General features: G+C 62.1%; 16 protein-coding genes. 8 read left to right on the forward strand and 8 right to left on the reverse strand.

Going from position 1 to position 14,095, the window contains the following annotated elements; translation table 11 throughout:
- Positions 1-6: 6 nt before the first annotated feature.
- The 6 genes from C7T36_RS20090 to C7T36_RS20115 all read right to left on the reverse strand — a co-directional run bounded on the left by C7T36_RS20090 (position 7) and on the right by C7T36_RS20115 (position 3,444).
- Positions 7-669: an NADH-quinone oxidoreductase subunit C gene (locus C7T36_RS20090; RefSeq protein WP_045067368.1), complete on the reverse strand. Its 663-nt coding sequence runs from the start codon at positions 667-669 to the stop codon at positions 7-9.
- Positions 666-1,220, reverse strand: a complete 555-nt coding sequence (locus tag C7T36_RS20095) for an NADH-quinone oxidoreductase subunit B family protein (protein WP_033234854.1) — start codon at positions 1,218-1,220, stop codon at positions 666-668. The genes C7T36_RS20090 and C7T36_RS20095 overlap by 4 nt, the downstream gene beginning before the upstream one ends.
- 93 nt (positions 1,221-1,313) lie before the next feature.
- Positions 1,314-1,673 (reverse strand): NADH-quinone oxidoreductase subunit A, encoded by a 360-nt coding sequence (locus C7T36_RS20100; RefSeq protein ID WP_045067371.1) that lies wholly within the window; start codon positions 1,671-1,673, stop codon positions 1,314-1,316.
- Positions 1,674-1,905: 232 nt separating this feature from the next.
- Positions 1,906-2,328, reverse strand: coding sequence for a response regulator transcription factor (locus C7T36_RS20105; protein ID WP_033234852.1), 423 nt, complete (start codon positions 2,326-2,328; stop codon positions 1,906-1,908).
- A gap of 160 nt (positions 2,329-2,488) precedes the next feature.
- Entirely contained in the window at positions 2,489-2,923 is a 435-nt protein-coding gene (locus tag C7T36_RS20110; protein WP_033234851.1) for an SRPBCC family protein, read from the reverse strand.
- A 62-nt stretch (positions 2,924-2,985) separates the two neighbouring features.
- Entirely contained in the window at positions 2,986-3,444 is a 459-nt protein-coding gene (locus C7T36_RS20115; RefSeq protein ID WP_033234850.1) for a toxin-antitoxin system HicB family antitoxin, read from the reverse strand.
- Positions 3,445-3,601: 157 nt separating this feature from the next.
- On the opposite strand from C7T36_RS20115, the gene thyX reads away from it, so the two are divergent.
- From thyX to C7T36_RS20150, 6 genes are all read left to right on the forward strand, one after another.
- Positions 3,602-4,351: an FAD-dependent thymidylate synthase gene (gene thyX / locus C7T36_RS20120; protein ID WP_033235005.1), complete on the forward strand. Its 750-nt coding sequence runs from the start codon at positions 3,602-3,604 to the stop codon at positions 4,349-4,351.
- A 69-nt stretch (positions 4,352-4,420) separates the two neighbouring features.
- Entirely contained in the window at positions 4,421-5,326 is a 906-nt protein-coding gene (gene dapA, locus C7T36_RS20125) for a 4-hydroxy-tetrahydrodipicolinate synthase (protein ID WP_033234849.1), read from the forward strand.
- Positions 5,327-7,333, forward strand: coding sequence for a ribonuclease J (locus C7T36_RS20130; protein ID WP_045067372.1), 2,007 nt, complete (start codon positions 5,327-5,329; stop codon positions 7,331-7,333).
- 46 nt (positions 7,334-7,379) lie between these two features.
- On the forward strand, positions 7,380-8,003 hold the full coding sequence (locus C7T36_RS20135) for a TIGR03085 family metal-binding protein (protein WP_045067958.1): 624 nt from the start codon (positions 7,380-7,382) through the stop codon (positions 8,001-8,003).
- A gap of 114 nt (positions 8,004-8,117) precedes the next feature.
- A complete protein-coding gene (locus tag C7T36_RS20145) occupies positions 8,118-10,922 on the forward strand; it encodes a DNA translocase FtsK (RefSeq protein WP_052683555.1) in 2,805 nt (934 codons plus the stop codon).
- Positions 10,923-10,969: 47 nt separating this feature from the next.
- Complete coding sequence (locus C7T36_RS20150; protein ID WP_045067374.1) at positions 10,970-11,944, forward strand: TerC family protein; 975 nt, start codon at positions 10,970-10,972, stop codon at positions 11,942-11,944.
- A 9-nt stretch (positions 11,945-11,953) separates the two neighbouring features.
- On the opposite strand, the gene C7T36_RS20155 is transcribed toward C7T36_RS20150, so the two are convergent.
- The gene (locus C7T36_RS20155) at positions 11,954-12,235 is read right to left on the reverse strand and encodes a YciI family protein (protein WP_033234846.1); all 282 of its coding nucleotides are present in this window, start codon (positions 12,233-12,235) and stop codon (positions 11,954-11,956) included.
- 31 nt (positions 12,236-12,266) lie between these two features.
- The gene (locus C7T36_RS20160) at positions 12,267-12,791 is read right to left on the reverse strand and encodes an amino-acid N-acetyltransferase (protein ID WP_033234845.1); all 525 of its coding nucleotides are present in this window, start codon (positions 12,789-12,791) and stop codon (positions 12,267-12,269) included.
- Between the two features lie 120 nt (positions 12,792-12,911).
- Here C7T36_RS20160 and pgsA point away from each other — a divergent pair, with 120 nt between their 5' ends.
- Positions 12,912-13,559 (forward strand): CDP-diacylglycerol--glycerol-3-phosphate 3-phosphatidyltransferase, encoded by a 648-nt coding sequence (gene pgsA / locus C7T36_RS20165; protein ID WP_045067376.1) that lies wholly within the window; start codon positions 12,912-12,914, stop codon positions 13,557-13,559.
- 3 nt (positions 13,560-13,562) lie between these two features.
- The gene (locus C7T36_RS20170) at positions 13,563-14,060 is read left to right on the forward strand and encodes a CinA family protein (protein WP_045067378.1); all 498 of its coding nucleotides are present in this window, start codon (positions 13,563-13,565) and stop codon (positions 14,058-14,060) included.
- Positions 14,061-14,095 lie beyond the last annotated feature (35 nt).

Genomic DNA, 14,095 nt, shown 5'->3' on the forward strand with positions numbered 1-14,095 from the left:
TGTTCATCAGATGTACGACCTGCGCTCGTCGGGTGGCGGGATGTGTGCTCCCTTGTATTCGACGGGGATTCCGCCCAGTGGGTAGTCCTTGCGCTGGGGGTGGCCCTGCCAGTCGTCCGGCATCTCGATGCGAGTGAGCGAAGGATGGCCGTCGAAGATGATGCCGAAGAAGTCGTAGGTTTCGCGTTCGTGCCAGTCGTTGGCCGGGTAGGTGCCCACCAGCGAGGGAATGTGCGGATCGGAATCCGGTACCGACACCTCCAACCGGATACGACGATTGTGGGTGATCGACGAGAAGGGGTACACCGCGTGCAGTTCGCGTCCGGCATCCTGTGGGTAGTGAACGCCGTTGACGCCGAGACACAATTCGAACCGCAAGTCCGGTTCGTCGCGAAGACGCCGGGCCACCTGGGGTAGGTGCGAACGTTCGATGTGCAACGTCAACTCGTCGCGGAAGATCACCACCTTCTCGACCGCGTCGTCGAAGGCAGTTCCGTTGTCCGACAGTGCAGCCGACAATCCGTCCGCTATCTCGTCGAAGTATCCGCCATATGGCCGCGTCGCAGCATCCGGTGCGGCGGCAGGGCGGGCCAACCGGTTGTACCCGGATGTGTCGCCACTGCCGCGTGCGCCGAACATTCCGCGGCGGTCGGAGGATTCATCGGTCATCGCAGCAGTCCCTTGATGTCGATCAGGGGAGTGGACGCCAGTGCGGCGCGCTCGGCAGCGGCGCGTGCTTCTTCGCGGTTGACACCGAGTGGCATGTCCTGAATCTTTTTGTGCAGTTCGATAATTGCGTTGAGCAGCATCTCCGGACGTGGCGGGCATCCAGGCAGGTAGATGTCGACCGGCACGATGTGATCGACACCCTGGACTATCGCGTAGTTGTTGAACATTCCGCCCGACGACGCGCAGACACCCATGGAGAGCACCCATTTGGGTTCGGCCATCTGGTCGTAGACCTGCCGCAGGACCGGCGCCATCTTTTGACTGACCCGTCCGGCGACGATCATCAGGTCTGCCTGCCGGGGTGACGCGCGGAAGGCTTCCATGCCGAAGCGCGCCAAGTCGAATCGGCCGGACGTAGTCGACATCATCTCGATGGCGCAGCACGCAAGTCCGAAGGTTGCCGGCCACAGCGATCCCTTACGGAAGTAGCCGGCCAGGCCCTCGACAGTTGTCAGGAGAAAACCGCTCGGAAGCTTTTCTTCAAGACCCATATTCGACTCGTTTCCGTCGTGAGAGTTGCCGTCGGATGCGTGTGCAATCGCTGTGTGCGCAGCTGCTGTGTTTGCAACTGCGGGGAAATCAGGTCAGTCCCAACTCAGACCGCCTCGTCTCCACTCGTAGGCATACGCAACCGAGACGTTGACGATGAACAAACCCATGGCCGCGAGTCCGAACAAACCGAGCGAATCGAAATGGACTGCCCAGGGATAGAGGAAGACGATTTCGATGTCGAAGATGATGAACAGCATGGCCGTCAGATAGAACTTGACGGGAAACCGTCCGCCACCGGCGGCGCGGGGCGCCGGTTCGATGCCACATTCGTAGGCTTCGAGTTTCGCGCGGTTGTACCGGCGAGGCCCGACGACGGAGGCAAGAACGACTGACACCACGGCAAAGGCCATCGCAATGGCACCCAGAACGAGAATTGGCACATACGCGTTCATGTCGCACCGAACCTCTCTCCGTTTAGCGTGACGCCCCGTGAATGACGCTGCCCCAGAAGGCCCTGCTGTCCCTGCCAGATCGATACTGCCAGCATCTCGCCGATCGTGTGACCTGTGACACTTACCCTAGGTGGTGCCTCCGACATTGGGGCTGATTTTCGAACTGTGGAGTTTTGCTCCCGAGATGCCGAAGTGCTCGCCGCCGCAAGGGAACTGTGTAGGCGCCGGCCGATCAGAGGTTCAGGCGAACGCGGAGCAAACGAATGACGGCCGACGCCAGTTCGATCGGGTCGAGTGGTTGGGAAACGGCAGCTTCCGCGCGTGACCACGACGCGAGCCAGGCGTCGTCGGGTCGACCGGTCAGAATCACGATCGGCGGGCAGTTCGCGATCTCGTCTTTGAGTTGCTTCGCGACGCCCATGCCCCCGGCCGGGCTTGCCTCGCCGTCGAGAATGGCGAGGTCGATGCCGCCGCGGTCGAGTCGATCGATCACCACCGGTGCTGTGGCCACCTCGACGTATTCGATCGGTGGGAGATCAGGATGGGGGCGCTCGCCGAGGGCGAGGCGGACCTGTTCGCGCGTATGGGCGTCGTCGCTGAAGACGAGTACACGCACGGTGGCGGGGGTGCGAGGAGGTGCTGCCGCGTCGGACACGAGGCCGACGTTACCCCGCGACTATCCGTCGCGGCAGTGAATCATGAACTTCACCAAGGACTTTCCGTCGAGTGCGGAGGTCCGGGGGGTTCGTGAAATGCGGCAACCCTCGCGTCCGAGCTTGCGGGAGGCGAGGGTTGCGCGCGAATAGTGCTGACTGTCAGAAGTTTTCGACGAACTTCGTCAGTCCCTTGCTGGCGGTCTCCAGCGCCGTCTTCTGGGCTTTCTTCACCAGGAATCCCGGCAGCGGAATCTTGGGGTCGATGGTCAGTTCGAAACTGATCTTCGTTCCGCCGTCGGTCGGGGTCAGGGTGTACGAGCCGTCCTGCTGGTTCTGCTGTCCACTCTCGACGAGGGTCCAGCTCACCTTCTCGTCACCGTCGAAGGTGTAGTCCACAACTTGCTCGTCGTTGATGCCGAGAATCGACACGGCCATCCGGACGCGATGCGGCCGACCGTCGTCATGTGTGGTCTCGATCGTGATCTTCTTGTGCGCAGACGACCATTCGGGCAACCGGTCCACCGCTGCAACCGCTGCCATGACCGTGGCCGGATCGGCCTTGATCTCGAATTCCTTGACGCCCGAAACGGCCATACGTCTTACTCCTTACATGCCTGACGGCAACAACTTCGTGGACTTGCTCGGACGCAATTAGATCAGTCCATGCCGTTCTTACGCATCTGATCCCGCAAAGCGCCTTGTACGGCTTGCGACACCCACGAATTCAAGGAGACGCCGTTCTGATTTGCGGCTTCCTCGGCGCGGGCCTTGATCTGCTCCATCATGCGCAGGGTGACCCGGCTGATGTCGCCGCTGACGTCGTCGAACGAGTAGACGTTTTCCTTGGCGGGCTCCTCGGCCCCGGAATCCTTCGATGCTTTCTGGACGTCGACCAGAATGTTGTTGCCGTCGAGATGGACCTTGACGTCGCGGTCCTCGATCTCGGCCCCGATTTCCTTGGCGAGCTCGGTTGCCGCGGCCAGCAGAACGAGGCGTATCGACGGTTCCATGGCGGCCGCGAGTGACGCCGCGATGCGACGGGTGTGGTCGTCGCCGAGTTCGGCCGCCGTGACGAGGTCATCGTGCAGCTTTGCGGTGTACTCCGAAATATCCATGACACCACTGTGACGTCAAAAGTGACGTCAGTCAAGGTGCCGTTTGGCGTCAGGGCTTCCCAGGTGGTTTCTGCCTATAGAGTTGCCGCGCAGCAAGGCCGGAAGCGTCCGGTTGGCCTGACAGCCGGAAGTGTCCGGTGGACTCGAGGAGTATGTAGTGCCGCACACGGTGTCACTGAAAGTGCAGATGGTGGCAAAGTCCGAGTTCTTCCCGCCGGACGACATCGACTGGGAAACCGATGCCGACGGCGGTGAGGCACTTGCGGAATTCGCCGGCCGCGCCTGCTATCAGAGTTGGTCCAAGCCCAACCCGCGCACAGCCACGAACGCCGGATACATTCGACATCTCCTAGAAGTCGGGCATTCGTCTGTCCTCGAACATGCGACGGTCAGTTTCTACATCACCGGAATCTCGCGGTCCTGTACCCACGAACTGATCCGTCACCGCCACTTCTCGTACTCGCAACTCTCCCAGCGGTTCGTTAGGGAGAACGATGCCAGCGTCGTGGTCCCGCCGGCTGTCGAAGGTGACCCGGAACTCGAAGCGCTGTTCCTGGCCGCCACCGAGGAAAGTCGACGGGCCTACGGCGAACTGCTCGCTGCGTTGGAAGGCAAATTGCAGTCCGTCCCCGGCGCACCCGTGCGCGGCAAGCAAGCGCGTCAAGCCGCTCGCTCGGTGCTGCCCAATGCCACGGAAACCCGTCTCGTAGTCAGCGGAAACTACCGTGCTTGGCGACACTTCGTGGATATGCGCGCCACCGAGCACGCGGACGTCGAGATCAGGCGCGTCGCGATCGAGTGCTTGCGGCAACTTCAAACCGCTGCGCCAAATGTGTTCGGAGACTACGAGATTCTGCGCAGAAGTGACGGATCGGAAATTGCCGTCAGCTCGTTCGCTGCCGAGTGAAGTTACGTTCGCGACTCGACTGAAGACTCGTGTGCAGAAGTAAGCGACTGACCGGGTAACCTTCTGACCATGACCTACGGTGATTCCGCTTCTCTCGTCGAGCGTCCGTTCGGCACCATTTCCGTTGCGATGGTGACCCCGTTCACTGCCGACGGGAAGCTGGACGTCGACACGGGCGTGCGCCTCGCAGCCCATCTCGTCGACAACGGCTGCGACGGCCTTGTCCTTGCCGGCACAACGGGTGAGTCTCCGACCACCACCGAATCGGAGAAGCTCGACCTGCTCCGCGCGGTAATCGACGCCGTTGGCGACCGCGCCAAGATCGTTGCCGGAGCCGGCAGCAACGACACTGCACACAGTGTCGAACTCGCCCGCGACGCGGCCCGCGTCGGCGCTCACGGCCTTCTTGTTGTCACGCCGTACTACTCACGTCCCCCGCAAGCCGGGCTCTACGCACACTTCACCGCAGTTGCCGACGCCACCGACCTGCCCGTCATGCTCTACGACATTCCGCCCCGCTCCGTTGTCCCCATCGAGACGGAGACAATCCGTCGTCTTGCCGAGCATCCCCGCATCAAGGCCGTCAAAGACGCCAAGGGTGATCTCAATGCGGGTGCAGAATTGATCGGCACCACCGAACTTCAGTTCTTCTCCGGCGACGACCCGTTGAACCTCCCGTGGCTCGCAGTCGGAGCCACCGGCTTCGTCAGCGTCATCGGACACCTGGTTCCTGGTCGACTGCGTGAGCTTCACACCGCATTTGTCACCGGCGACATCGCCCGTGCACGCGAAATAAACCTCAGTTTGATCCCTGTGATCCGTTCCGTCGCCCGTTTGGGTGGCGTCAGCGCGTCGAAGGCGGGTCTGCGACTCATCGGTATCGATGTCGGAGAACCGCGCCTTCCGCAGGTTGCACCCACTAAAGAGCAGATCGACGGTTTGGCCGCCGATCTGCATGCGGCAGGAGTTTTGTAAATGACCCGTCCCCCCCGACGTCGTAGTGCCAGTCGCCAAGCCGGACCGCCTTCGGTTCCGGCACCCGAATCAGCTACGCCGGCAACCCCGCCGGCAGCTCCGGCTCCGGTAGCAGCTGAGCCTGCTGCTGCGGCGTCGGCCCCGAAAAAGGCTGCACCGCAAAAGGCTGCACCGCAAAAGGCTGCAGCCCAGAAATCGGCGCCGCAAAACGCAGCACCGCAAAAACAAGCCCGGAAGAGCGCTGCAGGCAACCGCCCGTCAGCCGGCAAGTCCGGTAACTCGCGTTCCGGGAACAAGCGTCCCGACAACCGTCCGCAGGTGGACCCGACCGCGCGTCTGGGCATGCCGCCCAAGGCCCCGGCCAGTGGACTTCGTGTTGTTGCGCTCGGCGGTATCGGCGAAATCGGTCGAAACATGACCGTCTTCGAACACAAGGGCAAGTTGCTGATCGTCGACTGTGGCGTTCTGTTCCCTGAGGACCAGCAGCCCGGCGTCGACCTCATCCTCCCGGACTTCCGTTACATCGAAGACCGCATGGACGACGTCGAAGCCGTCATCCTCACGCACGGCCACGAAGACCACATCGGCGCGTTGCCGTTCTTGTTGCGCCTTCGCGCGGACATTCCCGTCATCGGTGCCAAGTTCACACTCGCGCTCGTGGCGGCGAAGTGCCGTGAACATCGCCTGCGCCCCAACCTCGTCGAGGTCGTGGAGGGTGACTCCACCACGCACGGTCCGTTCGACTGCGAGTACTTCGCAGTCAACCACTCCATCCCGGACGCGCTCGCCATTGCGATCCGCACCGACGCCGGAGTTGTACTGCACACCGGTGACATCAAGCTCGATCAGCTTCCGCTCGACGGGCGCCTGACCGACCTCGCCGGATTCTCCCGCCTCGGTGACGAGGGTGTCGACCTTTTCCTCGTCGACTCCACCAATGCGGAAGTGCCGGGATTCGTCACGCCCGAACGCGAAATCGGCGGCGTGCTCGACAACGTCATCGGCAAGGCCAAGCAACGCGTCATCGTGGCGTCGTTCGCCAGCCACGTGCACCGTATCCAGCAGGTTGTCGACGTCGCGGCGCGGTACAACCGTCGCATCGTGTTCGTCGGCCGGTCGATGGTCCGGAACATGCAGATCGCACAGGATCTCGGCTACCTGCGGGTGCCAGACGGTCTGGTCGTCGACATCGATACCGCAGCCACACTTCCCGATGATCGACTGGTTCTCATCTCCACGGGTTCGCAGGGCGAGCCTCTCGCAGCGCTCTCGCGGATGGCTCGCGGTGAGCATCGCCAGATCAACATCCGTGCCAACGACCTCGTCGTTCTTGCGTCCTCGCTGATCCCTGGCAACGAGAACTCCGTCTTTGCCGTGGTCAACGGTTTGGCCAAGCGTGGCGCCACTGTCGTCACGCAGCAAAGCGCCAAGGTCCACGTATCGGGTCACGCCTCCGCCGGTGAGTTGCTGTACCTGTACAACGCGGTGCGCCCCACCAATGCCATGCCGGTGCACGGTGAATGGCGCCACCTGCGCGCAAATGCAGCCTTGGCCAAGGCGACGGGTGTTCCGGAAGAACGCATCGTGCTGGCCGAGGACGGCGTTGTCGTCGACATGGTCGACGGTCTTGCCGAGATCGTCGGACGCGTTCCGGTCGGACACGTGTACGTCGACGGACTCTCCGTGGGCGATGTCGGCGAGCCGACGCTCTCGGACCGTCTGGTGCTCGGTGAGGGTGGCTTCATCGCCATCACCATCGTCATCAACGAGTCGACGGGACGCGCGGTCAGTACCCCAGAGGTGTCCGGACGTGGATTCTCCGACGACCCGACCGCTCTCAAGGACGCTGCACAACTCGTGGAAGCAGATCTTCTGCGCCTCGCGGGCGAAGGAATCACCGACGCACATCGCATCGCACAGTCGGTGCGTCGCGTGGTCGGCCGTTGGGTTGCGGACAAGTACCGTCGTCGCCCGATGATCATTCCGACGGTTATCGCGGTTTCCTGAGCGACTTCTCCCGGTAGTGGGAGAAGTTTCGCGTACGTTGGCGAAGGTGACCTTCGCACATGACGAACGACTCGCCCTGGTGGACAGCATGGTCGAATTCGGCCCCGATGCACCCACTCTGTGCGGGGAGTGGACAAATCGTGACCTGGCAGCACATTTGATCGTCCGGGAGCGGCGTCTCGACGCCGCTCCCGGAATCATGATCAGTGCCTTGGCCGGACATACCGAGAGTGTCAGAAAAGCGGCCGCATCGCGCCCGTGGGAAGAACTACTCCGTGACGTTCGCAGCGGACCGCCGCGCTGGTCGCCGATGTACTGGCTCGATTCTCAGGTCAACACCACCGAGATGTTCGTCCATCACGAGGATGTGCGCCGAGCGCATCAGCATTGGGTGGCCAGGGCGCTGCCACAAGATTGTCAAGCGGATTTGTGGAAGTACGCACGTCAGGTAGCCAAGCTGGGGTACCGGAAGTCCGACGTCGAAGTGATCTTCGAATTACCGTCGGGTGAAAGTGCCGTTGTGCACAAAGCAGATACCCGGACGGTGGTTCTGCAGGGGGAGCCGGCCGAGCTCTTGTTACACGCTTTCGGACGCAACGAAGTGGTGATCGAAGCCAAAGGAGAACTGGCTGACGTCCAATCCGTCATGGGATTGGATCGCGGTTTCTGATTCGGCGTTCGATCCATTCGGCAGGCGTAGCGAACATCACGATTCGCACGTATGAACGGTGTTGCTGGTGTTGCGGATGGTCCGGATGGGGTTGCACCGACTAGCCTGAACGTCATGGCAGGTAAGTCGAGCGCCCGAGGATCCGGTACAGGTTCGAGTACAAGCACGTCCGCGTCCAGGGCATCGACCAGGTCGTCAGCGTCAACTCCCGCGGCAAAGTCGCGAACACGAACCGTCTCCACCCCCCGCAACGTCACGACGGCGTCGCACGCCGGTGGCCGCGCGGGCGCGGGTAAAGGAGCCAAATCGACCCCGAGGAAAGCGCCGGCGAAGAAGGCAGCCCCCAGGAAGGCGTCCGGTGCGTCCTCGGCGGCTCGTCGTCCGGTCGCAAAGTCGAAGCAGAGTGCCAGCCCGCTCGATGTTGTCGGCAAAGGCATTGCCGCCGGGTGGTCGCTGGCCGCTCGTGGCGTCGGCGCTACCACTCGCACGGTGAGCAAAGTCGGCGATATCGAGGCAGGCCACCGACGCGACGGAATTGCCCTCGGGCTCATTGCTTTCAGTGTTGTCGTCGCGGGCAGTGTGTGGTTCGCGGCGGGCGGACCGATCGGCGGCGGAATCGAAACGGCCGTTCGCGCGGTGTTCGGTGCTGTGTCGGCCGTTCTGCCGATCTTGTGTGTCGGAATCGCAATCCTGCTGATGCGCACGGAGCCGCGCCCCGAGATCCGGACCCGTCTCATCATGGGTTCGCTGCTGGTGGGGCTACCCGCACTGGGCTTGTGGCACATCGGTTCCGGTGCGGAGACAACTGCGGACACACGTGAAATCGGAGCCGGATTTGTCGGCTCTGTTGTCGGCGGACCATTGACCAATGGTCTGACGGCCTGGCTCTCGGTGCCGTTGCTGGTGATCGCTGTCGGCTTCGGAATCCTGTTGTTGACCGGAACCACCCTGCGACAGGTCCCCGGTAAGTTTCAGTCCTTCTTCGGATCTCCGTCCGGCGACGACGACGAATTCGAGGACTACGGCAGCGAATTCGACGACGACAGCTACGGTCGCGACTACGGGGGAGGCTCGTACGAGTCATCGGAGTTCGACGCCGACGGTTATCCGGTGGACACGTATGCGGAGCCTCCGCTGCGGCCGTCCAAACGGTCGAGCCGCCGGGCGCCGATCGACAACTACCCGACGGACGAATTCGAATCCGGCGACAAGAAGACCGAAATCCTCGACCTGTGGTCAGCGGACCCGGACGAAGTTGCCCCGGCAGCGGACGAGACCGCCTCCGCTGCGGAAGCGCCGGTCGCCGAAAAGCCGGTGACCCGGACCAGACCTCCCGCGCGATCGGTTCCGGTGGCGAAGCCGGCACCCAAGCCCGAGCCGGAACCCGAAGAGGCCGAGAGCTTTGTCACCGATCGTGTGACGGACGGCGACTACAACCTTCCGCCCACATCGCTGCTGATCGACGGCGACCCGCCGAAACTGCGCAGTTCGGCGAACGACGCGATGATCGAGGCGATCAGCGAGGTACTCGAACAGTTCAAGATCGATGCTGCCGTCACCGGATTCACGCGCGGACCGACAGTAACGCGATACGAGGTGGAACTCGGTCCTGGCGTCAAGGTCGAGAAGATCACCGCGCTCGCTCGAAACATCGCGTACGCGGTGGCCACCGACAACGTGCGTCTTCTCGCTCCGATTCCGGGCAAGTCGGCCGTGGGCATCGAGGTGCCCAACTCGGACCGCGAACTGGTCCGCTTGGCCGACGTGCTGACGGCGCCGAGCATGCGACGCGAACACCACCCGCTCGTGATCGGACTGGGTAAGGACATCGAGGGCGACTTCGTCCATGCGAACCTCGCGAAGATGCCCCACTTGCTGGTTGCCGGTTCCACCGGCTCGGGTAAGTCGAGCTTCGTGAACTCGATGCTCGTGTCGCTGCTGACCCGCGCGACTCCCGACGAAGTTCGGATGATCCTGATCGACCCCAAGATGGTCGAACTGACGCCGTACGAGGGTATTCCGCACTTGATCACGCCCATCATCACCCAGCCGAAGAAGGCGGCGGCCGCGCTTGCGTGGCTGGTCGAGGAGATGGAGCAGCGCTACCAGGACATGCAGGTCAACCGGGTACGCCACATCGACGATTTCAATGCGAAGGTGAAATCCGGCGAGATCACCGCACCGCTGGGTAGCGAACGCGTCTACCGGCCGTACCCCTACATCCTGGCGATCGTCGACGAGTTGGCAGACCTCATGATGACCGCTCCGCGTGACGTCGAAGAGGCCATCGTGCGAATCACCCAGAAGGCACGTGCCGCGGGTATCCACTTGGTGCTCGCGACACAGCGCCCGTCCGTCGACGTCGTCACCGGTCTGATCAAGACGAACGTGCCGTCCCGATTGGCGTTTGCGACGTCGTCCCTGACGGACTCGCGAGTCATCCTCGATCAGCCGGGAGCCGAGAAGCTCATCGGTATGGGTGACGGACTGTTCCTCCCCATGGGTGCCGGTAAGCCGACCCGTATGCAGGGCGCATTCATCACGGACGAAGAAATTACCGCGGTCGTGGATTTTGCGAAGAACCAAGCAGAACCCGAGTACACCGAAGGCGTCACCGCTGCGAAGGCCGGCGAGAAGAAGGACGTCGATCCCGATATCGGGGACGACATGGACGTGCTGCTGCAAGCTGTCGAACTTGTCGTGACCAGCCAGTTCGGTTCCACGTCGATGCTGCAACGCAAACTGCGCGTCGGGTTCGCGAAGGCCGGACGACTCATCGACCTCATGGAGAATCGTGGAATCGTGGGACCGAGTGAAGGGTCCAAGGCTCGCGAGGTGCTGGTGAAGCCCGACGAGTTGGACGGATTGTTGTGGTCCATTCGGGGCGGCGATCCGGAGGATAGTTCATCCGACGACTAGTGACGTGGGTCGGCGGGTAACCGTCGGCAGACGATCGGAGGCTGCTCGTGCATGTGACACCGTTGACGTGGGTTATCACGATAGTGGTGATACTCGGCCTGTTTGTCTTCGATTTCTTCGCGCATGTCCGGACGCCTCATGCACCGACCTTTCGTGAGTCGGCCTTCTGGTCGACGGTCTACATCTCGATCGCGATAATTTTCGGTCTGATCGTGATGTGGATCTGGGGGACGACGTACGGCGGCGAGTACTTTGCCGGCTACGTCACGGAGAAGGCGCTGTCCGTAGACAACCTTTTTGTTTTTGTCATCATCATGTCGACGTTTGCGGTCCCGCCCCAGTACCAGCAGAAGGTCCTGCTGATCGGAATCGTGCTCGCATTGGTGATGCGAGGGATTTTCATTGCGGTGGGCGCTGCGGCCATCAATGCCTACAGTTGGGTGTTCTACCTCTTCGGAGCCTTCCTGATCTACACCGCGTACACGTTGGTCCGCGACCACGGGCACGAGAAGGAAGCCGAAGAGAAACGTGACAGCCGCATCATCAGCATTGTGAAGCGTGTACTGCCCACTACCGAGGAGTACGACGGCGACAAATTGATCACCAGGATCGACGGCAAGCGTGTCATTACGCCGTTGATGTTGGCGCTCATTGCCATCGGATTTGCGGATGTGTTGTTCGCGCTGGATTCCATCCCGGCGATCTACGGTCTGACCCAGGAGCCGTACATCGTGTTCACCGCCAACGCCTTTGCGTTGATGGGCCTACGCCAACTGTATTTCCTCATCGGCGGACTGCTCGAGCGGTTGGTCTACCTCTCGTACGGGCTGTCGATCATCCTCGCGTTCATCGGCGTCAAGCTTGTCCTGCACGCATTGCACGAGAACACGCTGCCGTTTGTCAACGGCGGCGAACACGTCAGCGTGCCGGAGATTTCGACGGCATTGTCCCTGTCCGTCATCATCGGTGTGTTGGCCGTGACCACGGTCGCGAGCCTGATGAAGACCCGCGACCGCGCCTGAGTAGTAGGTTCAGGCCAACTGACCCAGTACCGGCACCCACTCGGTGATCCGGATATTCGCGACCAGATCGGCTTTGGCAAACGGATCGTGCGTGAAGAGAAGTGCCACGGTGTCGGCGTCTGCCGTGTCGACGATGATGAGTGCTCCGAGGCCGTCGGCGAACGGGCCGGACGTCACGACGATGTCACGCTCGAGAAGATCACCGAGCCATGCCCGGTGATCGGGGCGGAGGGCGTCACGCTCGGCGTTTTTTGCGGGGTCATAGGTGTATTCGACGAGGAACAACGACATCGGGACCGCTTTCGGGATGTGAGTGAACCGATCAGAGCGTCAGAAGCATACGGGTATTTCCGAGGGTGTTGGGTTTGACGTAACTGAGATCGAGGAACTCGGCGACACCGGCGTCGTATGACCGGCACATCTCGGTATAGACCTCGGCGGTGACCGGAGTTCCCTCGATTTCGACAAAGCCGTGGCGGTGGAAGAAGTCGGTCTCGAAGGTCAACACGAACAACCGCTCCAATTCCAACTCGCGTGCAACTTCGATCAGTTTGTCGACCACCTGGAAGCCTGCTCCCTGGCCCTTGACGGTGGGATCGACTGCCACAGTGCGAATCTCGCCGAGGTCCGCCCACAGGACGTGCATCGCCCCGCAACCCAGAATTTGGCCGTCCTTTTCGGCGACCCAGAACTCCTGCACAGCCTCGTACAACGTCACCAGGTTCTTTTCCAGCAGAATCTTGCCGGCATAGATGTCGATGAGGCGTTTGATTTCCGGGACGTCGGATGTTCGTGCCCGCCGCACGATCAAGTGGCTTTCGGTGTCGCTGCGCGCGGTGGAAGTCATGTGGTGCACATTAGTCAATGGGTCTACCGATATTCTGAGTCGCGTGCCTGTCCGCTCCACGAAATACCCCGCCCGCCCGGTCACCGTCCGGGTTCGGCCCGCCTTCCGCGCGGTGATCCGATGAGTTCCCCGCGTGATCAAGCAGATGCCCATCGGGCTGCTGTAGGGCCCACTGGAGAAACACCGGCCGACAAACCCGTCCCACTTTTCAATATCGCGAACATCTTGACAATGATTCGGATCGTTCTTGTTCCGGTCTTTCTCGTCGTGCTTTTTGTCGACGACGGTCAGTCGACGTCGTGGCGTCTGGGCGCGATGGCGATCTTCATCGTCGCCGCGGTGACCGACCGGATCGACGGCCAGTTGGCCAGGAAATACGGTCTGGTCACCGACTTCGGCAAGTTGATGGATCCCATCGCGGACAAGGCACTGATCGGCGCTGCGCTTATCGGGTTGTCGGTACTCGGTGACCTGTCGTGGTGGGTGACCGGCGTGATCATCGCCCGCGAACTCGGAATCACGCTGCTGCGTTTTGCCGTGCTCCGCCATGCCGTGATTCCTGCCGGCAAGGGCGGCAAGCTCAAGACCCTCGTCCAGGCCGTAGCGATCGGTTTCTACCTGTGCCCTTTGCCGAGCAGCTGGGACGTGGTCAGCTGGCTCCTGATGGCCGCGGCGGTTGTGCTGACCGTGGTCACCGGCCTCGAATATGTTGTTCAAGCCATCAGATTGCGGGCCGGCGTCCGGTTCGCCGAACGAGACGGACACTGACCTGTGCGCGATCCGCTGCTCGACCTCGGTGTCGGCGAACTGATCGCCGCGTTGGTGGTGGCAGAGGAGAGCGTCGCGGCTGCCGAGTCGCTGACGGCCGGACTGTTCACTGCTGCGCTGGCGTCGGTTCCCGGATCGAGCCAAGTCCTGCGCGGCGGCCTGGTGGTGTATGCCACCGATCTGAAAGCGACGCTGGCAGGCGTAGATCCCGATGCGTTGGCACTCGACGGCCCGGTGTCCGCATCCACGGCGATTGCTCTGGCCGACGGTGCCCGCACTCGGTGCGTCGCCGATTGGGGTGTCGGACTGACCGGTGTAGCGGGGCCGACCGAACAAGACGGGAACCCTGTCGGCACGGTGTTCTTGGGGATTGCCGGGCCCGACGGAACTCTGTGTGAGCGTCTGTCGTTGACAGGAGAGCGGTGGGAGATTCGAATCGCTGCAGTCGCGGCAGCCGTGTCGCGGTTATGTGATCGTGTTGAAGAGCGCCGGGCACGATAGGCTCGGGAACCAATCGGTCGAGTTCGGACGTTGAC

Source organism: Rhodococcus sp. AD45-ID (assembly GCF_003023755.1).
GTDB classification, from domain to species: Bacteria; Actinomycetota; Actinomycetes; order Mycobacteriales; family Mycobacteriaceae; genus Rhodococcus_F; species Rhodococcus_F globerula.